The 19,913-nt window shown below is 68.0% G+C and carries 19 protein-coding genes; 9 read left to right on the top strand and 10 right to left on the bottom strand.

Annotated features, from left to right (window positions below; genetic code table 11):
• The first annotated feature begins 131 nt into the window (after nucleotides 1-131).
• The 4 genes from AC5P9N_RS16365 to AC5P9N_RS16350 all read left to right on the top strand — a co-directional run bounded on the left by AC5P9N_RS16365 (nucleotide 132) and on the right by AC5P9N_RS16350 (nucleotide 5,245).
• Nucleotides 132-1,049 (top strand): LysR family transcriptional regulator, encoded by a 918-nt coding sequence (locus tag AC5P9N_RS16365; RefSeq protein ID WP_005411002.1) that lies wholly within the window; start codon nucleotides 132-134, stop codon nucleotides 1,047-1,049.
• 153 nt (nucleotides 1,050-1,202) lie between these two features.
• Entirely contained in the window at nucleotides 1,203-2,732 is a 1,530-nt protein-coding gene (locus tag AC5P9N_RS16360; RefSeq protein ID WP_099484747.1) for an MFS transporter, read from the top strand.
• A gap of 21 nt (nucleotides 2,733-2,753) precedes the next feature.
• On the top strand, nucleotides 2,754-3,836 hold the full coding sequence (locus AC5P9N_RS16355; RefSeq protein ID WP_012481236.1) for an HlyD family secretion protein: 1,083 nt from the start codon (nucleotides 2,754-2,756) through the stop codon (nucleotides 3,834-3,836).
• The gene (locus AC5P9N_RS16350) at nucleotides 3,833-5,245 is read left to right on the top strand and encodes an efflux transporter outer membrane subunit (protein WP_099484746.1); all 1,413 of its coding nucleotides are present in this window, start codon (nucleotides 3,833-3,835) and stop codon (nucleotides 5,243-5,245) included. The genes AC5P9N_RS16355 and AC5P9N_RS16350 overlap by 4 nt, the downstream gene beginning before the upstream one ends.
• A gap of 144 nt (nucleotides 5,246-5,389) precedes the next feature.
• Here AC5P9N_RS16350 and AC5P9N_RS16345 read toward each other — a convergent pair whose 3' ends face one another.
• The 6 genes from AC5P9N_RS16345 to AC5P9N_RS16320 form a co-directional block, all read right to left on the bottom strand.
• The gene (locus AC5P9N_RS16345; protein WP_014038449.1) at nucleotides 5,390-5,953 is read right to left on the bottom strand and encodes a DUF3916 domain-containing protein; all 564 of its coding nucleotides are present in this window, start codon (nucleotides 5,951-5,953) and stop codon (nucleotides 5,390-5,392) included.
• Between the two features lie 245 nt (nucleotides 5,954-6,198).
• Entirely contained in the window at nucleotides 6,199-6,537 is a 339-nt protein-coding gene (locus AC5P9N_RS16340) for a hypothetical protein (protein WP_005410998.1), read from the bottom strand.
• Nucleotides 6,538-6,614: 77 nt separating this feature from the next.
• On the bottom strand, nucleotides 6,615-7,556 hold the full coding sequence (locus AC5P9N_RS16335) for a DegV family protein (RefSeq protein WP_005410997.1): 942 nt from the start codon (nucleotides 7,554-7,556) through the stop codon (nucleotides 6,615-6,617).
• Between the two features lie 94 nt (nucleotides 7,557-7,650).
• Nucleotides 7,651-8,283 carry a 2-hydroxychromene-2-carboxylate isomerase gene (locus AC5P9N_RS16330; RefSeq protein WP_005414448.1) on the bottom strand — a complete coding sequence of 211 codons (633 nt, stop codon included), beginning with the start codon at nucleotides 8,281-8,283 and terminating at the stop codon, nucleotides 7,651-7,653.
• 20 nt (nucleotides 8,284-8,303) lie between these two features.
• The gene (locus AC5P9N_RS16325) at nucleotides 8,304-9,587 is read right to left on the bottom strand and encodes an amidohydrolase family protein (protein WP_005410995.1); all 1,284 of its coding nucleotides are present in this window, start codon (nucleotides 9,585-9,587) and stop codon (nucleotides 8,304-8,306) included.
• Nucleotides 9,587-10,996 carry an amidohydrolase gene (locus AC5P9N_RS16320; protein WP_005410994.1) on the bottom strand — a complete coding sequence of 470 codons (1,410 nt, stop codon included), beginning with the start codon at nucleotides 10,994-10,996 and terminating at the stop codon, nucleotides 9,587-9,589. Before AC5P9N_RS16320 ends, AC5P9N_RS16325 begins: the two co-directional genes overlap by 1 nt.
• A gap of 152 nt (nucleotides 10,997-11,148) precedes the next feature.
• Here AC5P9N_RS16320 and AC5P9N_RS16315 point away from each other — a divergent pair, with 152 nt between their 5' ends.
• Nucleotides 11,149-11,925, top strand: a complete 777-nt coding sequence (locus AC5P9N_RS16315) for an AMP nucleosidase (RefSeq protein WP_005414446.1) — start codon at nucleotides 11,149-11,151, stop codon at nucleotides 11,923-11,925.
• A gap of 43 nt (nucleotides 11,926-11,968) precedes the next feature.
• A complete protein-coding gene (locus AC5P9N_RS16310; protein ID WP_005410992.1) occupies nucleotides 11,969-12,508 on the top strand; it encodes a DUF924 family protein in 540 nt (179 codons plus the stop codon).
• 77 nt (nucleotides 12,509-12,585) lie between these two features.
• On the opposite strand, the gene grxD is transcribed toward AC5P9N_RS16310, so the two are convergent.
• Complete coding sequence (gene grxD / locus AC5P9N_RS16305; RefSeq protein ID WP_099484745.1) at nucleotides 12,586-13,512, bottom strand: Grx4 family monothiol glutaredoxin; 927 nt, start codon at nucleotides 13,510-13,512, stop codon at nucleotides 12,586-12,588.
• 59 nt (nucleotides 13,513-13,571) lie between these two features.
• On the opposite strand from grxD, the gene AC5P9N_RS16300 reads away from it, so the two are divergent.
• A complete protein-coding gene (locus tag AC5P9N_RS16300) occupies nucleotides 13,572-14,351 on the top strand; it encodes a polysaccharide deacetylase family protein (protein ID WP_033835208.1) in 780 nt (259 codons plus the stop codon).
• A gap of 120 nt (nucleotides 14,352-14,471) precedes the next feature.
• Here the strand turns inward: AC5P9N_RS16300 and AC5P9N_RS16295 are convergent, their stop codons facing one another.
• From AC5P9N_RS16295 to AC5P9N_RS16285, 3 genes are read right to left on the bottom strand one after another with little or no spacing between them, the layout of a single operon-like run.
• Nucleotides 14,472-15,191: a class I SAM-dependent methyltransferase gene (locus AC5P9N_RS16295; RefSeq protein WP_049450566.1), complete on the bottom strand. Its 720-nt coding sequence runs from the start codon at nucleotides 15,189-15,191 to the stop codon at nucleotides 14,472-14,474.
• Between the two features lie 4 nt (nucleotides 15,192-15,195).
• Nucleotides 15,196-15,813, bottom strand: a complete 618-nt coding sequence (locus AC5P9N_RS16290) for an SGNH/GDSL hydrolase family protein (RefSeq protein WP_099484744.1) — start codon at nucleotides 15,811-15,813, stop codon at nucleotides 15,196-15,198.
• Between the two features lie 3 nt (nucleotides 15,814-15,816).
• Complete coding sequence (locus tag AC5P9N_RS16285) at nucleotides 15,817-17,091, bottom strand: pyridoxal phosphate-dependent aminotransferase (RefSeq protein ID WP_099484743.1); 1,275 nt, start codon at nucleotides 17,089-17,091, stop codon at nucleotides 15,817-15,819.
• A gap of 114 nt (nucleotides 17,092-17,205) precedes the next feature.
• On the opposite strand from AC5P9N_RS16285, the gene rsgA reads away from it, so the two are divergent.
• Both rsgA and AC5P9N_RS16275 read left to right on the top strand, forming a co-directional pair.
• Nucleotides 17,206-18,315: a ribosome small subunit-dependent GTPase A gene (gene rsgA, locus AC5P9N_RS16280; protein WP_154329698.1), complete on the top strand. Its 1,110-nt coding sequence runs from the start codon at nucleotides 17,206-17,208 to the stop codon at nucleotides 18,313-18,315.
• 126 nt (nucleotides 18,316-18,441) lie between these two features.
• A complete protein-coding gene (locus tag AC5P9N_RS16275) occupies nucleotides 18,442-19,695 on the top strand; it encodes a flavohemoglobin expression-modulating QEGLA motif protein (RefSeq protein ID WP_099484741.1) in 1,254 nt (417 codons plus the stop codon).
• Nucleotides 19,696-19,913: the final 218 nt, after the last annotated feature.

Here is a 19,913-nt window from a genome sequence, read left to right as displayed (position 1 = left end):
TTGGCAGGCCGGGGATGGTCGCCGATGTCACCGCGCGCACCCATGCCGTGCCCGTCAGTCAATGAATGCGTCGAACGCAATCCACCGTGGTTGCAAGTGCCGTAAAGTCATCTGATTTACTGGAGACTGTCATGCCCCTGCCGGACCTGAACCTGTTGCTGGCACTGGACGTGCTGATTGACGAATGCAGCGTGGCCGCCGCCGCGCGCCGGATGAACCTGAGCGCGCCGGCGATGAGCCGTACCCTGGGCCGGATCCGCACCGCGCTGGGCGACCCGGTGCTGGTGCGTGCCGGCCGCGGTCTGGCGCCCACGCCCCGCGCCCTGCAGCTGCGCGAGCAGGTCCGCGATGTGATCGAGCAGGCCCACCGCGTCTTCAACGCCGGTCGCGAAGTGGACATGCGCGTGCTCGAGCGGACTTTCAGCGTGCGTGCCAATGATGTGTTCGTCGGTGGTTTCGGCGGGCGCCTGCGCGAGCTGTTCCGCCAGCAGGCGCCGCGCGCGGTGCTGCGCTTCGTGCCCGAAGGAGATACCGACGACGATGCGATGGCGCAGGGCCGGATCGACCTGTACATCAGCACGGCCGGCAAGCATGCGCCCGATACCAAGGTGCAGAACCTGTTCAGTACCTCGTTCATGGGCGCCGCGCGCGAAGATCATCCCTTGTTCGATGAGGAGATCAGCGCCGAGCGTTTTGCCGCCTGCGACCACATCGCGGTGTCGCGCCGCGGCTTGCCGCGTGGTCCGATCGACGATGATCTGGCCGCGCTGGGCCTGCAGCGGCGGGTGGCGCTGATCAGCCCGACCTTCCACGGCGCGATCTTCGCGGCGGCCGAATCGGACCTGATCCTGCCGCAGATGCCGAGCGTGATGCTGGAGCGGATCGTCAGCATGCGCCTGCCGCTGCGCCTGTTCCCGCTGCCGATCCCGGTGCGGACCGCCGCCATCGTGCAGGCCTGGCATCCACGCCTGGACAACGACGCCGCCCACCAGTGGCTGCGGCGGTCGATCAAGACCATGTGCGAAAGCGCAGGGGAGGCCCCACGCTGACATCTGCATGCGTGCGCCTGGCGCACGCCTGGGATGCGGGTTGCGCCATTTTTCGCAGGGTACCGGCTCCCTAGACTGCGCTCCCCGGAGTTTCACTGAGCGCATTCCAATGACCCCCAACATGCCGTGCACTGCACGGATAGGTGCCCGGCGATGAGTACGCCGGCCGCCGCTGTCCCGGCCGCCGCAGCGCCCCGTCCTGCCGCCGCCCCCGGGCTCGATCGCCGCATTCTGGTCGGCCTGTGTGGCGTGCTGCTGGCGGTGCTGGTGTCGGGCTTCAACGAGAACATCACCAAGGTCGCCCTGGCCGACATCCGTGGCGCGATGGGTTTCAGCGTCGACGACGGCAGCTGGATCGTCGCCCTCTACAGCGCGATGTCGGTCAGCGCGATGGCCTTCGCACCGTGGTGTGCCGCCACCTTCTCGCTGCGCCGCTTCGCATTGGCGATGATCGGTGGCTTCATGGTGCTGGGCGTGCTGTGCCCGCTCGCCCCGAACCTGCAGGTGTTCCTGCTGCTGCGCGCGCTGCAGGGCCTGTGCGGTGGCGCGCTGCCGCCGCTGCTGATGAGCGTGGCGCTGCGCTTCCTGCCCCCGGGCATCAAGCTGTACGGCCTGGCCGGCTACGCGCTGACGGCGACGTTCGGCCCGAGCATGGGCACGCCGCTGGCCGCGTTCTGGGTCGAGCAGGTGGGCTGGCACTGGGCGTTCTGGCAGATCGTGCCGTACTGCCTGGCCGCCATGGCGATGGTCGGCTGGGGCCTGCCTCAGGACCCGCTGCGGCTGGAACGCTTCGCCCAGTTCGATGGCGTCGGCCTGCTGCTGGGCCTGCCGGCGCTGGTGCTGCTGGTGCTGGGCCTGGTGCAGGGCCCGCGCCTGAACTGGTTCGACTCGCCGATGATCACGCTGATGATCGGTGGCGGTGCCGGCCTGATGGTGCTGTTCATGATCAATGAATGGTTCCACCCCTTGCCGTTCTTCAAGCTGCAGCTGCTGGCCAACCGCAATCTCAGCTACTCGCTGGTGACGCTGGGCGGCGTGCTGTTCGTGCTGCTGGCGGTGATCTCGATCCCGTCCGGGTTCCTGGCCAGCGTGCAGGGCTACCGGCCGCTGCAGACCGCACCGATGCTGCTGTGGGTGGCGCTGCCGCAGGTGATCGCGCTGCCGCTGGTGGCGGCGCTGCTGAACATCCGCGCGGTGGACTGCCGCTGGGTGCAGGCCACGGGCCTGGCGATGCTGGCGCTGGCCTGCTGGCTGGGCTCGCACCTGGACGTGGCCTGGATCCGCGACAACTTCCTGTGGGTGCAGCTGCTGCAGGTGTTCGCGCAACCGATGGCGGTGCTGCCGCTGCTGATGCTGGCCACCGGCGGCCTGGCGCCGCAGGACGGCCCGTTCGCCTCGGCCTGGTTCAACACGGTCAAGGGCTTCGCTGCCGTGCTCGCCGGCGGCATGCTGGATGCCGTCGCCCAGGGCCGCCGTCATTTCCATTCCACCGTGCTGGTCGATCGCCTTGGCGAGCAACCGTGGCTGGCCGATGGCCCGCAGCTGGGCGCGCGCCTGCATGCGCAGGTACAGGCGCTGACCTCGGCCGACCTGTACTGGGTGGTCGCACTGGTGGCGCTGGCCTTCATTCCCCTCATTGCCTGGATGCCCACCCGCATCCATCCGCCACGTGCCGTGGCCTGAACCTTTCGCAGGAACCCCCTCATGACGATCAATCGAACCACCCTCAACACCGGCCTGGGCCTGGGCGTGCTGGCCCTGGCCGTCGGCGCGTGGCTGCTGCTGCGCGATGGCGGCCACCAGACCACCAACAATGCGTACGTGGTGGCCGACTACACCCTGGTAGCGCCGAAGATTCCCGGCTTCGTCAGTGCCGTGGAAGTCGAGGACAACCAGTCGGTGAAGGCCGGTGATGTGCTGGCCCGCATCGACGACCGCGACTACCAGGTCGCCCTGCAGGCGGCCCGTGCCGACCTCGCCAATGCCCGTGCACAGCTGGCCAATGCGCAGGCCGCACTGGCCCAGCAGGACTCGTTGATCGCGCAGGCCAGGGCCAGTGTCGATGTCAGCCGTTCCGAGCTGACCCTGGCCAGTGCCGACCAGCAGCGTTACCGCGAACTGGCCCGTGACGGCGCCGGTACCGTGCAGAACGCGCAGCAGGCGCAGTCGAAGCAGGCCGTGGCCAGTGCGCATCTGCAGCAGGGCCAGGCCGCGCTGTCGACCGCACGCCAGCGCACCGACATCCTCAGCGCGGGCGTGCAGGCTGCACAGGCGGCGGTGCAGCGTGCGGAAGCGGCGCAGGCGCGCGCCGAACTGGATCTGTCGCACACCGTGCTGCGCGCACCGATCGATGGCATGGTCGGTCGCCGCGCGGTGCGCGTGGGTGCCTACCTGACGCCGGGTACGCCGGTGGCCGCGGTGGTGCCGCTGAAGCGCGCCTTCGTGGTCGCCAACTTCCAGGAAACGCAGATGACCCGCATGCAGGCCGGCCAGCAGGTCGAACTGAAGGTGGACGTATTCCCGGGCAAGCCGCTGCGCGGGCACATCGACAGCATTGCACCAGCCACCGGCGTCACCTTTGCTGCCGTCGCACCAGAGAACGCCACCGGCAACTTCACCAAGGTGGTGCAGCGCATTCCGGTGAAGATCGTGCTGGAGCCGGGCCAGCCGCTGCTGGACCAGCTGCGTGCCGGCATGTCGGTGGAAGCCAGCGTTGACCTGGGCAGCCGCGCGCGCGCGCAGAGCGTGCAGCACAGTCCGGGCCACAAGAGCGGGGAGGGCGCATGAGCGCAGTCACCGTGTTCCGCACCTTCGTTGCGGCCAGCCTGTGCACGGCCTTGGCTGCCTGCACGATGGGGCCGGACTTCGTACGCCCGCAGGCGGAACTGCCCAGCCACTGGCAGGGTGAGGCCGTCGCCGGCAACGCCATCGACCAGGACGCGGCCTGGTGGGCCGGTTTCGACGATCCGCTGCTGGGGCAGCTGGCCAACCAGGTGCTGGCGGCCAACCTGGACCTGCAGCTGGCGGCCAACCGCGTGCAGCAGAGCCGTGCTGCACGCGGCATCACCGCCGCCGATCGCCTGCCCAGCGTCAGCGCGAGCGCCAGTGGCGTGCGTGCACGCAACAGCGAGGTGGGCCTGAATGATCCGTCCGGCAACGGCGGCCGTGATGACTACGGGCTGTTCCAGGCCGGTATCGGCCTGAGCTGGGAACTGGACCTGTGGGGCCGCGTGCGGCGCCAGGTGGAAGCGGCCGACGCGCGCGTGCAGATGGCCGAGGAGGATGCACATGCAGTGCGCATCGCGCTGCTGGCGGAAACCGCGCGTGATTACCTGCAGCTGCGCGCGACGCGGCAGCTGCTGGCGATCACCGAGGACAACCTCAGCATCGCCCACGACATCAAGCGCCTGACCGAAGCACGCCAACGCCAGGGTGTGGCCAGCACGCTGCAGGTGTCCAGCGCGGCCGCGCAGGTGGCATCGCTGCAGGCACGCATCGCGCCACTGCGGCATCGTGAATCGCAGCTGCGCAATGCGCTGGCATTCCTGCTGGCGCAGCCGCCGCAGGCGCTGGACGCGCAGCTGCACGATGCGCGCCGTGACTGGCCCGCATTGCCGGCCGTGGCGGTGGGACTGCCCAGTGAACTGGCCGAGCGTCGCCCCGACATCCGTCGTGCCGAAGCGGCACTGCATGCGGCAACGGCAGGCATCGGCGTGGCCAAGGCCAGTTTCCTGCCGCGCATCACCTTGAATGGCGACGCCGGCTTCCAGGCCAAGCAGCTGGATGACCTGGATGGCTGGAACGCGCACCGTTTCAGCATCGGTCCGTCGATCAGCCTGCCGATCTTCCAGGGCGGACGGCTGAAGGCCAATCTCGCGCTGAGCAGGCTGCAGCAGCAACAGTCGGCCCTGCAGTTCCGCCGTACCGTGCTGCAGGCATGGCACGAAGTGGATGACGCCATGGATGGCTACAGTGCCGAGCAGCAGCGCACGGTGCAGCTGCACGTGGCGGTGGATGAGAGCGAGACGGCACTGGGGGCGGCGCGCCGGCAGTACCAGGCCGGCGTGGTCGACATGCTGGACGTGCTGACCACCCAGCGCATCGCACTGGACAACCAGGCCGCGCTGGCCAACAGCCAGGCCACCGCCGCGATCGCGCGGGTGGAGCTGTACCGCGCGCTGGGCGGAGGCTGGTAGCGATAGGGAAACGCCGGGCCATGCCCGGCGGTTCGTCGGTAGTTGCCAACCTTGGTTGGCAGTTTTTTTGGAGCGCCAACCAAGGGTGGCGTCTACCAGAGCCCGTCGTGCGTCGGGCCACGTGCTGTGGACCCGGTGGACGCATCAACGCCGGTCCGCTACCTCGCCGTAAAACCAGTATTCCTGTTCCAGACCGTCATCGTGGTCGGTGGGAGGAATGCTGACCTGCACACCTCGCTCCTCAACGCCTTGGGGTAGGACGAGCTGCCATTCGGCGGAAAGACTGCGCGAGGTGATGGCGGTGACCTGGCCATCCGCTGTCGAGGCGACGTGGCCCTGGAAGTACGCTTCGTCCAGGTAAAGGCAAATCTCGCTGGAGAACATCCCTGGCTGGGCGATGCAGCAGGTTACCCGCACAGTAGCTTGTGAAGCGGGCCGCGACTGGATCAGATTTGCGCAGGCGCTGATGAGCGATTGGGCGCAGGCACGCTGGATTCTCAGGGTGGTGGCCGGGCCTTCGATCAGACCGGCTCGGGTCGGAACCTTGTAGTTCCAGTAGCGAGCTTGACTGCCCAACTCCTCTGGCGAGGGAAACGCACCACTGAAGCAGTCAGCCCAATGCTGCAGGTCGCGTAGTCGGCGTGGGGCATCGCGCAGCTTCTTCTCGCCGCGCGTACCCGGCCGGGTGATGGCATCTCTGTTTCTCATTCCCACAGTGTGCCAGCCACATGCGCGGCGGGTTGGAAAGCGCCAACCGAGGTTGGCATCTACCGGAGCAGCCCTCGGAAGCGCATGGCCATGTCCGGCGGCGCGTCAGTAGTGGCCAACCTTGGTTGGCAGCCGTTTGTGCAAGCGCCAACCAAGGTTGGCGTCTACCAGAGCATGGTCATCGGCACCGGGTCGATCACGACACGGGCACGGTAGCGCCGGGCCATGCCCGGCGGGCGGGTGCCTCAACGCACGTCGCGCAGTTCCCAGTGGCTGCCGGCCAGCAGGCGCAGGCGCTGCTTGAACACGTCACTGTCGATGCGGGTGGTGGCGACCAGGTTGATGCGCAGGTCCTTCTGCTCGCCGGTCACGGTGGCCTCCGGATCGGTCACGCCCCACTGCGGTTCCACCGCGTCCGGGTCGGGCTGCTTGGCCTTCCAGCGCTCGAACAGCGTGCCGCTGCGCAGGGCATCCTGCAGCTCTTCGGCGAAACCGGCGGCGCCCTGCGAGTGGAAGGACAGGTCAGGGTCATTGCCGCGGGCCTTGGACGGGTCGGGCAGGCTGATGTGGTACTGCGCAGGCATGGAGTTCTCCTTGAAGTGCGGCAAGACTGGCACAACCGCAGTGGAATCGATGTGCAGATTCCGGCCGTGGCCAGCGCTCATTCGAACCGATGCGGCCCATCGGCGAAGCCTACGGTGACCGCGCCCTTGCCGACGTTGACCATGCCGGTCAGGCTCATCACCGATTCGTACACGGTCACGCCATGGGTGGCGCAGACCTCTTTCAGCTGTGCGTAGCCGGGCAGGGCACGCAGCTCGTCCAGTTCTCCGCCGTAGCTGACGCACACCGTCGGCGTCATCAGTCCGGCACGTACGCGCTGGCCGACCACCGCGAACAGCTTCTGCACGGCATTGTCGAATCCCTTGATCTTGGCCACCGGCCCGGTCTCGCCGCGGTAGCCATGCAGCACCGGCTTGATGTCCAGCGCGCTGCCCAGTGCGGCGCTGAGCAGGCCGACACTGCGGTCACCCTTGTGCCGTGCGCGCGCACGCATGTAGTACAGGTCACGGGTGACCATGTAGCCGTGCACGTTGCCGGCCAGTTCCTCCAGCCGCTCCCGGATCTGCTGCACGCTGGCGTTGCTCTCGCGCAGGCGCACGGCTTCCACCGCCGTAACCGCCTGCGCGGCGAACAGGTTCTGGGTATCGAGCACGCGCAGCGCGAACGGTGAGTTGTAGCCTGCCGCCTGGCGCACCGGCTTGTAGTCGTTGAGGATGGCGAAGCTGGCCTGCAGCGCGTTGTCATGGATCGGGCTGCGGGTCTTGGTGATGGTCATGCAGAACACGTGGTCGTAATCGATCACCAGCTGCTGCAGGAACAGGTCGCGGATCTGGTTGACACTGAAGGGAATGGTTTCCGCCTCGGCGCCGTGTTCGGCCACGTGCGCGTGCAGGAAGCTCAGCGTGGCCTGCTCATCGCGGTGATCGGCCAGCACGGCTTCGCCGATGCGGACGGTGATCGGCAGCAGCACGATGTTGTGCTCGGCAATGAAGTCCTGCGGCAGGTCGCAGGCCGAGTCGACGACGATTCCGATGCGCATCCGCGGCTCCCCCTCCAGGGCGGTTGTAGGTTCGGAAACGTGAAATCTATCTCAAAACCAGAGCCCGCGCCCGAGGGAAAGGCGCCACCCCTGTTCAGCGATCGCGCTGTACCGCCACCGGCAGGCTGTCCAGGCGTTGCCATTCGGGCTGCTGCAGCAGGGCAGGATCGGCCAGCACGGCCGCCATCAGCGGATGGGCGTCGTTGCCCCAGAACAGTTCCTGGTCGATGGCCAGGGTCGGGACCCCGAACACCCCGGCGCCGATTGCGGCCTCGGTGTTGCGCCGCAGCTGTTCCTTGACCGCCGGGGCGGCGATGGCGCTGGCGACATCCTCGATGCCCAGCTGCGCACCCGGTTCGCGCAGGGCCTCGGCGCTGTCACCGGCATGGCCGTCGCGCCAAATCCAGTCGAACAGCACGTCCACCGCCTGTGCGCTGGCTCCGGCGGCCAGGCACAGGCGCAGCGCCGACAACGGATTGAACGGATGGCCGGGCGGGAAGCGCATCGGCGTGCCCTCGGCCTGCGCGGTCCATTGCAGCTGGCGGTACATGAAACGGCGCTTGGCCGGAATCTCGGCCGGCCCGAGATTGCCCAGGTGATGCAGCACCGCGCCGAAGGCGATCGGCACGGTCTGGATCTGCGCGAACTGCGGCAACTGTTTCAGCTTCTGCCAGTGCAGGTAGGAGTAGGGCGAGACGAAGTCGAAGTACCAGCGCAGGGTGGCCATGGTGGTGTCCTTCAATGCAGTCAGGGCTGCGCATTGCGCTGCAGGTAGCGATCACGCAGGTCGGTCTGGCGCGAGCGCATCGGCATCGCACGCCCGCCCAGCCAGACCTGTTCGGCATAGTGCGCCACGTCCAGCGGGTCGCCTTCCCACAGCACCAGGTCGGCGCGCTTGCCGGGCTCGATGCTGCCGATCTGGTCGGCCACGCCGAACGCCTGTGCGGGTACCCGGGTCAGCCCGGCCAGACCGTCAGCCCAGGGCAGGCCGTTGGCCACTGCATTGCCAGCCAGCTGGCGCATCTTGCGCGCATTGTGGGTGGCGTCGCCGCGCTGCACGAACGACACCGGCACGCCTGCACGCTGCAGGCGTGCGGCGGTTTCCAGGGTGGCACCGATCTGGTCGAAGCTGGCTGGCAGGTTGGCCAGCACGTCGACGAATACCGGCACGTGCGCAGCGGCCAGCTCCGGCGCGACCTGCCAGGCTTCGCTGGCACCGGCAATGGCGATCTTCACCTTCTCGCGTGTGGCCCAGCGCAGCAGCTGGCGGATGTCCGAGGCACGATCCACCTCCACCACGATGCGGCCCTGGCCGGCCAGGTAGCGACTGAGTGTGCGGCGCCCGGCCGGGGTCAGCAGCGCGTGCGGCGAGTCTGCAGCCACCTGGCCGCGTGCTTCGTCGACCATCTGTTGCAGCAGCATCCATTGCGCGGCGCGCGAATGGCCGGTCAGTTCGGAGGCGGCCGCACCGATGCGCAGGAACAGGGCACGCGGGCCGATCGGGTCGGCGCTGCCGTCCAGCCGCATCACGCCGCCCTGGCCGGCCACGAAACCACCACCGGTGGCTGCCCCCAATGCAGTGAAGCCGATGCCTTCCAGGCGCGTGACCGGAATCAGCACCGAGGCCGGGTTGTAGGCGAGGGTGACGTCGAATTCCGGGCGCAGCGGCTGCTCACCGAGCTTCAACGAACTGTCCACCGTGCTCGATTCACCCGAGACCTCTTCGATGCCGGTTTCGGTGATGCCACCGAACAGGGCCGGGGTCAGCGGCCTGCCATTGGCTTCGACCACGGTCGCCCCGGCCGGCGCGGACAGGCCGGGGCCGACCGCGCGGATGATGCCACCCTGGACCAGCACATCGGCGTTGTGCAGGCTGCCGCGTGCGCTGGCTGTGTGCACCGTTGCGTTGCGCACCAGCAGGTCCTGTGCCTGTGCGGATGCGGAGATGCAGGCCAGCACCATGACAGTAGCGCCGAACCATGCTCGGCTGCCCTTCGCGGCAGACTGCGCCAACTGCTTGAGCACCATCATCAACGCACCTCCTGGCCAAGCTGGAAATCAGAACGCGGCGTCGCTGCCGGTGCACTGCGGTCGTACAACCTGCGGCCATCAATGAAGACCTGCTCGGCCAGCGCGTAGGAACTGAAAGGGTTGCCGTTCCAGACCACCACGTCGGCCATCTTGCCGGCCTCCAGGGTGCCGGTCTGGCCTTCAATGCCCAGCGCCTTGGCGGCGTTGGCGGTCATCCAGGTGATGGCGTGTTCGGGCGTGATCTCCGGCATGCGCGCGCGGCGCGCGGACGCCATCACCTTGGCCGCTTCCTGGTTCAGGCGCTGGATGCCCTCGGGTGAATCGGAGTGGACGATGGCGCAGCTGTTCTTCGGCCGGTCGACCAGCGCGATGTTCTCCGGAATGCCGTCGAAGGCTTCCATCTTGAAGCCCCACCAGTCGGCCCACAGCGCACCGCAGACGCCGTCGGCGGCCAGCCTGTCGGCCAGCTTGTAGGCCTCCACGCCGTGGTGGAAGGCGGCTACCTTGAAGCCGAATTCCTTGGCCAGATCGAGCATGGTGGCCATCTCGTCGGCGCGGTAGCAGTGGATGTGCACGCGGATGTCGCCTTCGATCGCGCCGGCCAGCGTGTCCAGCTTGAGATCGCGCTTGCCGCCGGCATCACCGGCGCTGTCGCCCTTGTCGCTGCCGAACCAGCTCTTGCGCTTTGCCGGCTTGGGCTTGTTCTTGGCGATGTAGTCGGCGGCATCGATGAAGGCGGCACGATAGCCGGCCACGTTGCCCATGCGCGTGGCCGGGGTCACGCCCTTGCCCTCGCCATAGACCCGCTTGGGGTTCTCGCCGCAGGCCATTTTCAGGCCCCACGGCGCACCGGGGAACTTCATCGCCTGGTAGGTGATGGCCGGGACGTTCTTCAGCGTCACGCCGCGGCCACCGACAAGGTTGGCCGAGCCCGGCAGCACCTGCATGCTGGTCACGCCGCCGGCCAGCGCGGTGGCGAAGCCCGGGTCCTGCGGCCACACCGAGTGTTCGGCCCAGACGTTGGCGGTGACCGGTGCGGTCATCTCGTTGCCGTCGCTGTGCGCACCGACACCCGGGCTGGGATACACGCCCAGGTGCGAATGCACGTCGATCAGGCCCGGAGTGACCCACTTGCCCTGTGCATCAATGCGGGTGACGCCCGCATCGGCCTGCAGCTGGCGGCCGACGGCAACGATGCGGCCGTCGCGCAGCAGCACATCGGCGTTGTCCAGGCGCTGGCCGGTACCGGTCAGCACGGTGGCATTCTGGATCAGTACCGGCGCATCTGGATGGGCCTGGTAGGTGCTGGGGTAGGGATCGGCGACAAAGCGCGAGGCGCCCACCGCCGGAGCCGTACTCAATGAAAGCAGCGCCAGGGCCACCCCGGCGCGCAACAACGTCGATGCCATGCAGTTCCGCTTGCAACCTGGTCCAACCGCCGACGCTAGCCCGGTGGCGGCGGGCTTGCCAAGTGACCTTCTTCACAGGACGGTCGACGGCGGCTCGACTGCACCGGCCGGGTGGCCGAAAATACCCGGTCCCCCGCCGTACCGGACCGCCCATGAAAAGCAAGCAGGAAATCGTCGACAACTGGCTGCCCCGGTATACCGGCGTGCCTCTGGACCAGTTCGGCCAGCACATCCTGCTGACCAACTTCGGCGGCTACCTGCATACCTTTTCCGAGCTGACCGGTGCGCCGGTCATCGGCCTGGACCGGCCGATGGCAAGCGCCACGATCGACGGCATCACCATGATCAACTTCGGCATGGGCAGCCCCAATGCCGCGATCATCATGGACCTGCTGTCGGCGGTGATGCCCAAGGCGGTGCTGTTCCTGGGCAAGTGCGGCGGCCTCAAGCGCAAGAACCAGCTGGGCGACCTGGTGCTGCCGATCGCTGCGATCCGTGGCGAGGGTACCTCGGGAGACTACCTGCCGCCGGAAGTGCCGGCGTTGCCGGCGTTCGCGCTGCAGCGTGCGGTCTCGACCATGATCCGCGACCTTGGCCACGACTATTGGACAGGCACCGTCTACACCACCAACCGCCGGGTCTGGGAGCACGACGAGGCCTTCAAGGAGCGGCTGCGGGCGATGCGCTGCATGGCCATCGACATGGAAACCGCCACCGTGTTCGCCGCCGGCTTCGCCAACCACATCCCCAGCGGTGCGCTGCTGCTGGTGTCGGACCAGCCGATGATCCCCGATGGGGTCAAGACCGAAGCCTCCGATGCCAAGGTCAGCTCCCAGTTCGTGGAAAACCATATCCAGATCGGTATCGAGGCGCTTAAGCTTATCCGGCGCAACGGCAAGTCGGTCCGCCACCTGCGCTTCGACGAATGATGATGATGGCCTGGCGCGGCGCGCCGGCCCTGGGGAGTAGGTGATGGACGTTGCCGCGCAAGTGGTGGAATTCTGGAAGGAGGCGGGCCCTGCGAAGTGGTTCGCCCGCGACGACGCGTTCGACGCGCAGTTCCGCCAGTTGTTTCTGGATGAGCATTTCGCCGCCGCTTCGCGCGCGCGCGAACATTGGCTGGGCAGTGCCGAAGGGGCGCTGGCCCTGATGCTGCTGCTCGACCAGTTCCCGCGCAACTGCTTCCGGGGTACTGCCCATTCCTACGCCACCGATGGCCTGGCCCGGCATTACGCCATGCGCGCCATCGAGGAAGGCCTGGACCTGCAGCTGGTGCCGAAGCTGCGCGCCTTCATCTACCTGCCGTTCGAGCACTCCGAGGATCCGCTGGACCAGGACCGCTCGGTGGCGATGTTCGACGTGCTGGGTGACAAGGAATACCTGCAGTACGCCGAACTGCACCGCGACATCATCCGCCGCTTCGGTCGTTTCCCGCATCGCAATGCCGTGCTCGGTCGCTTCCCCACGGCGGAAGAACTGGATTACCTGGCCGAAGGCGGGTTCGCCGGCTAAGAAAAAGGGGACGGAGGGGATTAAGTCGTTTGTGCCATAAACGACTTAATCCCCTCCGTCCCCTTTTTCAGTGCCGATCAGTACTTCGGCACGCCGTTGTCCACCTCTTCCGACCAGGCGTTGATGCCGCCGGTGACGTTGAACACCTTGGTGAAGCCCAGTGCACGGAACTGCTCGGCAGCCTGTGCGCTGCGGCCGCCGTGGTGGCACATGAAGGCCAGTGTGGTGTCCTTGGGCAGGGCCTCCAGCTCCGCACGGCCGTTGCCGTCGAAACTCTTGAACGGCACGCCCACAGCAGCGATCTCGCGCTCCTCGGCCGGGCGCACGTCCACCAGGGTGATGTTGCCGGCACGCACTAGGTCATCGGCATCACGCACGCTGATTTCCTGCACCGGCTTGGGTGCGTTCGGATTGTCGATGGCCAGGCCCTTGCCGCGGATGTCGTCCACCCAGTCGATGGTGATGCCGTTGGCGCGACGCGCGCTGGCCAGGTCGAACTGCACGCGCAGGCCGTTGGACTCGGCAGCGATCGCGCCTTCGTCGTGCGGAGCCAGCTGGAAGTTCGGCTGGAAGCCGGCGTCGATGCTCAGCTGCAGGGCAGCGCCCGGAGCGTCGGCCAGCGCGCCCTTGAGCATTTCCACGGCGGCCGGGGTGACGGTGATGCTCGGCGGGGTGCGGTCCGGTGCGGCCAGGCCCAGCACGCTGCTCAGCTCGCCGCTGGCGGCCATCTGCAGCACGATGTCGCTGCCACCGACCAGTTCGCCGTCGATGTACAGCTGCGGGATGGTCGGCCAGTCGCCGTAGGCCTTGATGCCTTCACGGATTTCCTGGTCGGCCAGCACGTTGACGTGGGCAAACTCGACGCCGAGGTCCTGCAGGGCGCCCACGGCCTTGGCCGAGAAACCGCACTGCGGCATCGACGGCTGGCCCTTCATGAACAGCACGACGCGGTTGGCGTTGAGGATGGATTCGATGCGCGAACGCAGGGCGGGATCGAGGGACATGGACGTCGGGTTTCCGGGAATTCGAATCATCAATTCTACCCCTCATGGCATCATGGGGGATGAGCAACGCAGGAACATTGCATCGCATCCCGACCCGGCCCTGGCGCTGGCTGCCTTGGCTGGTGGCGTCGCAGTTGGCCGTGATCCTGGTATGGGTACTGGCAGGCTGGCACTGGGGCCTGCCGCTGATGGTGGCCAGCCACGCGCTGTTCATGGTACCGATATTCCTGCCCAACAGCCGCTTCTACGCACCGGTGCTGAGCCGGTTGCCAGAGGCCGGCAACAGCGTCTGGCTGACGATCGATGACGGCCCCGGCCCGGAAACCCGCGCCGTGCTCGACCTGCTGGACCGCCACCAGGCGCGGGCCACCTTCTTCCTGGTGGGGGAACGTGCGCTGGCACAGCCGGAACTGGTGCAGGAGATCCTGCGCCGCGGCCACGACCTGGGCAACCACAGCCACAGCCACCCACAGGCGCGCTTCTGGCGTCTGGGCCCGGCGGCGATGCGGGCGGAGATCGAGGGCTGCCAGCATGCACTGCAGGCCCTGAGCGGGCATCCAGTGCGCTGGTACCGCTCGGTGGTGGGCATGACCAATCCGTTCGTGGCACCGGTGTTGAAGGCGCTGGGCCTGGTGCGCGTGGGCTGGAGTGCCCGGGGCTACGACGGCGTCGGCTGCACGCCGGAGGGCGTGCTGTCGCGGCTGTTGCCTGACCTGCAACCCGGCGCCATCGTGCTGCTGCATGAGGGCGCCGCCCACGGTCACAATCGGGTGATCATCGAACGCGTTCTGCAGGCGCTGGACGAGCGGGGGCTGAAGGCGCGGCTGCCGGTCCTGTAAACCAGGCTTCTGGCCGCTTGGGGCAGCCGGGCGTGGGCTCGCCCCTACAGGAGTGGTCGCGAGGCCATCCACGCATGGCGTGGATCTACCGCAACAGCACAGCCGAGCGTGGGTTCGGCCCTACAACGCGGGGCGTTTGGCCACCAGCAGCCAGCTGTTGAAGGGGGTACGCCCGTGCAGCGGCCGGGGTGCGGTCACCTGCAATCCAGCTTCGGCAAGCGTTGTCTGCAATACCTGCGGATCGGGGTAGTGGCGCGGTCGCGTGCCCATCCAGCCGATCAGCCAGGCCAGCCGGTCCGCCACCCGCGTGGTGCGGTCGCGGCCATCGCCGGTGGCCAGCGGCGTGCGCAGCAGCAGGCGGCCGCCGCGGGCCACCTGTGCGCTGGCCGCGCGCAGCAGTGCCTGCTGTGGGCCCGCGTCCAGGTACTGCAGCACGTCCAGCAGCAGGACGTGCCCGGCCTGCGCCGGCAGCGGCGCCTGCACATCCACGCAATCGAAGCGCACGTCATGCAGGTCGGCGGCAGCACGCTGCGCGCGGGTGATCTTGCCGGCATCCACGTCCACGCCAAGGTAGCGCTGGGTACCGCCGCGCTGGCGCAGTACATGGGCGAACAGGCCCAGCCCGCAGCCCAGGTCCAGCACCGGCTGCCCATCGTCAGGCAGATGCTGCAGCACGCCGTCGTACAGCGGATCGCTGCCGAGCTTGCCACGGGTGTAGTAGTAGTCGCGGCGGCTGCCCCAGGCCTGCGCCGGGCGGAAGGCCTCGGCAATCAAGCGGGCCTGCGGGGCCGTCAGGGGAGTGCAGGGCAGGGGCGGGCCGTTCCGTGGCGTGCCGTCCATCGCCTCAGTCCGTGCCGCCGAGCAGGTGCGCGGCCACCGGAAGGGCGCGTGCGCTCCACAGCGCGTACATCCGCGCCGAAGGGTGCAGGCCATCCTCGGCGATCATCGTCGGGTCTTCGCCCTGTGCGCGGCTGATATCGGTGATGTCGACGAAGGCCACGCCCTGCTGGGTGCTGATCACCTCGGCTGCCGCGTTGAACTCGTCGGTCTCGATCTCGATCGCGGCCAGGTCGCGGCCACTGCCGACACCGAACGGGGTCGCGCCCCAATCGGGGAAGGACAGCACCAGCACGCGGCCGGCATCACCGCCGGCGAAGCCGATCGCCCGCTGCAGCAGGGCCTGGAACTGGCTGCGGTACTCGTCCAGCGGACGCCCGCGGTACTGGTTGTTGACGCCGATCAGCAGGCTGACGAAATCGAACGGGCCCTGCGGTGCAGCCGCGTCGATACCCGCATCGAGCTCGTCGGTCGTCCAGCCGGTGGTCGCAATGGTCTGCGGGTCGGCCAGCGCCACGTCCTGCGCGCGCAGCGCGGCGGCCAGCTGGTGTGGCCAACGGCCTTCGACTGCAACCGCTTCACCGATGGTGTACGAATCGCCCAGCGCCAGGTAGGACAGCGCCACGGCTCAGGCCACCGAGCGGCGAGGCTTCAGCGGCACGACCTTGGTCGCATCCTCGGCGCGGCGCGCCAGCACACGGTCGATGCGGGCGAACACATCGCGCATCACCGAGGCCTCCGGCATCAGGGTCACGCGGAAATGGTGGCGGTACGGCACGTTGAAGCTCGAGCCCGGCACCACCAGCACGCCTTCGTTGTTCATCAGGTCCAGCGCGAAGTTGTGGTCGTCGAAGCCCTTCGCAGCGGCGCCGACCACGGCCGGGAACGCGTACAGCGCGCCGGCCGGCGCGACCAGCGACAGGTGCTCGCTGGCTTCGCAGGCCTCGATCACCGCGCGGCGGGTTTCATACAGGCGGCCGCCTGGCGTGCACAGCTCGGAGATGGTGTCCGGGCCGTTCACCGCAGCTTCGATGGCGTACTGGCCTGGCACGTTGGCGCACAGGCGCAGCGCGCCGAGCAGGTCCAGCGCAGCGCGGAAGTCGCCCAGGCGCGCATTGTCGCCGCTGAGGTGGGCCCAGCCCACGCGCCAGCCGCAGGCGCGGTGCACCTTGCTCAGGCCGCTGAAGGTCAGGCACGGATGGTCGCCGGCCAGCGGCGCGACCGGCTGGAACACCGCGTCGTCGTACAGGATCTGGTCGTAGATCTCATCGACCAGCAGCAGCAGGTTGTGGCGGCGCGCGATTTCCACCACGCGCTCCAGCAGTTCGCGCGGGTAGCTGGCGCCGCTGGGATTGTTCGGATTGATCAGCACGATGGCGCGGGTGCGCGAAGAGACCAGCGTCTCGATCTCGCTCGGGTCCGGCTGGAATCCGTTCTCCGGCGCGCAGCGGTAGTAAACCGGGCGGCCATCGTTGAGGATGGTCGAAGCCGACCACAGCGGGTAGTCGGGCGAGGGCACCAGCACTTCATCGCCCGGGTTGAGCAGCGCACGCAGCGACAGGTCGATCAGCTCGCTGACGCCGTTGCCGAGGAAGACGCGGTCCGGATGTGCTTCGGGTGCGCCACGACGGGCGTAGTAGCTGGCGATGGCTTCACGTGCCACCGGCAGGCCCTGCTGGTGCGTGTACGGGTCGGTGCGGCCCATGTCGTCAGCGATCGCACGCTGCAGGTGCTCCGGCGCGCGGAAGCCGAAAGCGCCCGGATTGCCGATGTTGAGCTTGATCAGCTTGCGGCCCTGCGCCTCCAGCTCCCGGGCTCGCCGCGCCAGTTCTCCGCGGATTTCGTAGCGCACTTCGGAAAGGCGCTCGCGGATGGCCAGGGGCTTGGGCGAGTTGGTGGACATGGGAGCTGGGCCGTCAAAAGGCATGGGGCTTCCATCCTACCGGAATTGCTGCAATGCATGGCAAGGGCTCCGGGCCCGTCACTGCTGGGCTGGCAGGGCGCTGGCACAGGTAGAATGGCGGCGATGACCCAGACCCCCGATTTCATCGCCCTGCAGACCATCGGCTGGCCCTGGCCGGGCCCGCCGCAGCAGGCCGACTGGCAGGCCGCGATGGCCGCGCACCCGCAGGCCCGCCCGGCACGGGTGATCGAACAGCACCGCACCCACTACGTGGTGGCCGATGGCCCGGATGCCTCGATCAAGGCCGAGTCGCTGCCCGAATGGCAGCGCCCGCGCTTCCCCAGCCATGAACGGCCCGCAGTGGGCGACTGGGTGCTGCTCGACGGCATCCGCATCGTCGCGCTGCTGCCGCGGCGTACCGCGATCAAGCGCGGTGCGGCAGGCGAGCATTACCACCAGCAGGTGATCGCGGCCAACATCGATACGGTGTTCATCGTCTGCGGGCTGGATGCCGACTTCAACCCGCGCCGCATCGAGCGCTACCTGCTGCTGGTCGGCGGTGGCGGTGCCGAACCGGTGGTGGTGCTGACCAAGGCCGACCAGACCGAGTACAGCGAAGACGCACTGGCGGTACTGGAAGAGCTGGAGATGCAGGGCATCGCGCTGCATGCGATCAACGGCCTGGATGCCGACAGCGTTGCGGTGCTGCAGCCGTGGCTCGGCCCGGGCCACACCGTGGTGCTGGTCGGTTCTTCCGGTGCGGGCAAGTCCACGTTGACCAACACGCTGCTTGGCGAGCAGCGGATGAAGACCAATGCGGTGCGCGCCAATGATTCGCGAGGACGGCACACCACCACCCATCGCGCGCTGATGCCGCTGCCGACGGGCGCCTGCCTGATTGACACCCCTGGCATGCGCGAGCTGAAGCCGACCGGCGAGGAGACGCTGTCCGAAGGTGGCTTCGCCGATATCGAAGCGTTGGCCGCACAGTGCCGCTTCAACGACTGCAAGCACCAGCAGGAACCGGGCTGTGCCGTGCGTGCGGCGATCGAGGCCGGAGAGATCGAAGAGAGCCGGCTGCTCAATTACTTCAAGCTGAAGGAAGAAGTGGCCGCCGCCGCCGCCAAGCTGGCCGTGCGCCAGGCCGAGACCGCGCAGGAGCGTGGTGGCAGGAAGGGCAAGGGCCAGCAGTTCCGCCCGGCGGGCAAGCCGCGTAGGCGGTAACAAGGCAGCCGAGCATGGGCTCGGCTCTACACTTGGTTCGCGGTGGAATCATTCCCTGTAGCGCCCGAGCCGATGCTCGGGCGGCGGCGCACGGCGCCGGACACGGCAGGGCGTTATAGTCCGCGCATGGAACCGACTGCGACGCTGGACCGTGACGTGGCCCACCATGCAGCGCTCGATGCGCGCCTGGTCGAGGCCGTGGGAGGCATCCGCCTGCTGGGCCTGACCAGCTGGCCTGCGACGTTGCAGGTACCGTTCCTGGACAGCGTGGCACGTGGGCAACCGGTGCTGCCGAAGGTGGACTACCCGAGGCTGGATTTCAGCGAGGAGCGCCGTGCGCTTGCCGCAATCGCCGCCGACTGCGATGACACTCATCCGCTGGGCCACTACGTGCGGCAGTCGGCGCAGAGCTGGGACCTGGCCGCACAGCTGCTGGAAGGGTTGGGCACGGCTGCGGTCGATACCTGTTCGGTGCAGCTGTTCGGCGCCCCCGAGCAGCCGCTGCCGGGCAGTGGCCCAAGCACGCGCGAAGCGGCGCGTCACTTCATCCAGATTGCTGCCGAACTCGACCACGAACTGCTGGCGCCGGAAGAGCAGGTGCCGGTCTCGGCCATTGCCCTGCAGCTGCAACTGCAGAACGATCTGGATGCCTTCTTCGAATCACGCATCATCCAGGTGCAGCTGGATCCGGAGCTGGTGTCCAAGGCGGCCGCCGGCCCGACCCGTATCCGCCTGCGTACCAGTGCGCGCTTCAGCGCCTACGACCGTGCGCAGCTGTTCCACCATGAAGCGCTGGTGCATTCGCTGACCGCCTTGAATGGCCGCGAACAGCCGGTGCTGCCGAGCCTGGCGTTGTCCTCGCCACGGGTGACGGCAACCCAGGAGGGGCTGGCGACGTTCGCCGAGCAGATCACCGGCAGCATCGACATCGAGCGCCTGAAGCGCATCAGCCTGCGTACCGAGGCGATTGCGATGGCGCGCGAAGGTGCTGATTTCATCGAGGTGTTCCGCTACTTCTGCGATGCCGGGCAGAACGCGGAAGAGAGCTTCGCTTCGGCACAGCGCGTGTTCCGTGGCGTGCCGCCCAATGGCGGCCTGGCGTTCACCAAGGACACGGTGTATCTGCGCGGCCTGGTGTCGGTGCACACCTTCTTCCGCCACATGCTGGCCGAGGACCGCCTGCAGGTCTGCCGCTGGTTGTTCGCCGGCAAGATGAGCCTGGCCGATGCGATCGCGTTCGCGCCGCTGTTCGAGGCGGGGGTGTTGAAGCCGCCGCGCTGGCTGCCGCATTGGGTGAGCCGGGCGAACGGCCTGGCTGGCATGCTGGCGTTCTCGCTGTTCGCCAACCGGATACGGATGGACCAGCTGGCGCCGGAATGAAAGGCGTTGGCGGGATGATGCGCTGGCGCCTCGATTGATGTCGCTGGGCGGCGGTGGGGCACCCTGGCCAGGACACGCCGTAAACCCATCCATGGGGGCTCGATCGGCGCATCCATGCGCCTCACGGTCCTGGCCAGGGTGCCCCACCGCCGCCAGACATTTTCCCGCGCGGGCGGCAGCACATCACCGCGCCGAAGGGATTGCGCTTGAAAAGCAAA

This window comes from Stenotrophomonas sp. YJH_SMC_6, assembly GCF_059371335.1.
The sequence above is the reverse complement of the archived record's forward strand: the minus strand, read 5'-3'. Positions and strand labels throughout refer to the sequence as shown.

What these genes read in the sequence shown, in the direction of transcription:
- AC5P9N_RS16350 (WP_099484746.1), top strand. Translation starts at nt 3,833, where the DNA reads ATGAGCGCAGTCACCGTGTTCCGCACCTTCGTTGCGGCCAGCCTGTGC.
- AC5P9N_RS16320 (WP_005410994.1), bottom strand. Translation starts at nt 10,996, where the DNA reads ATGGCATCGACGTTGTTGCGCGCCGGGGTGGCCCTGGCGCTGCTTTCA.
- AC5P9N_RS16300 (WP_033835208.1), top strand. Translation starts at nt 13,572, where the DNA reads ATGAGCAACGCAGGAACATTGCATCGCATCCCGACCCGGCCCTGGCGC.
- AC5P9N_RS16330 (WP_005414448.1), bottom strand. Translation starts at nt 8,283, where the DNA reads ATGGCCACCCTGCGCTGGTACTTCGACTTCGTCTCGCCCTACTCCTAC.
- AC5P9N_RS16340 (WP_005410998.1), bottom strand. Translation starts at nt 6,537, where the DNA reads ATGCCTGCGCAGTACCACATCAGCCTGCCCGACCCGTCCAAGGCCCGC.
- AC5P9N_RS16310 (WP_005410992.1), top strand. Translation starts at nt 11,969, where the DNA reads ATGGACGTTGCCGCGCAAGTGGTGGAATTCTGGAAGGAGGCGGGCCCT.
- rsgA (WP_154329698.1), top strand. Translation starts at nt 17,206, where the DNA reads ATGGCGGCGATGACCCAGACCCCCGATTTCATCGCCCTGCAGACCATC.
- AC5P9N_RS16360 (WP_099484747.1), top strand. Translation starts at nt 1,203, where the DNA reads ATGAGTACGCCGGCCGCCGCTGTCCCGGCCGCCGCAGCGCCCCGTCCT.
- AC5P9N_RS16325 (WP_005410995.1), bottom strand. Translation starts at nt 9,587, where the DNA reads ATGATGGTGCTCAAGCAGTTGGCGCAGTCTGCCGCGAAGGGCAGCCGA.
- AC5P9N_RS16315 (WP_005414446.1), top strand. Translation starts at nt 11,149, where the DNA reads ATGAAAAGCAAGCAGGAAATCGTCGACAACTGGCTGCCCCGGTATACC.
- AC5P9N_RS16345 (WP_014038449.1), bottom strand. Translation starts at nt 5,953, where the DNA reads ATGAGAAACAGAGATGCCATCACCCGGCCGGGTACGCGCGGCGAGAAG.
- AC5P9N_RS16365 (WP_005411002.1), top strand. Translation starts at nt 132, where the DNA reads ATGCCCCTGCCGGACCTGAACCTGTTGCTGGCACTGGACGTGCTGATT.
- AC5P9N_RS16355 (WP_012481236.1), top strand. Translation starts at nt 2,754, where the DNA reads ATGACGATCAATCGAACCACCCTCAACACCGGCCTGGGCCTGGGCGTG.
- AC5P9N_RS16285 (WP_099484743.1), bottom strand. Translation starts at nt 17,091, where the DNA reads ATGTCCACCAACTCGCCCAAGCCCCTGGCCATCCGCGAGCGCCTTTCC.
- AC5P9N_RS16335 (WP_005410997.1), bottom strand. Translation starts at nt 7,556, where the DNA reads ATGCGCATCGGAATCGTCGTCGACTCGGCCTGCGACCTGCCGCAGGAC.
- AC5P9N_RS16275 (WP_099484741.1), top strand. Translation starts at nt 18,442, where the DNA reads ATGGAACCGACTGCGACGCTGGACCGTGACGTGGCCCACCATGCAGCG.
- AC5P9N_RS16295 (WP_049450566.1), bottom strand. Translation starts at nt 15,191, where the DNA reads ATGGACGGCACGCCACGGAACGGCCCGCCCCTGCCCTGCACTCCCCTG.
- grxD (WP_099484745.1), bottom strand. Translation starts at nt 13,512, where the DNA reads ATGTCCCTCGATCCCGCCCTGCGTTCGCGCATCGAATCCATCCTCAAC.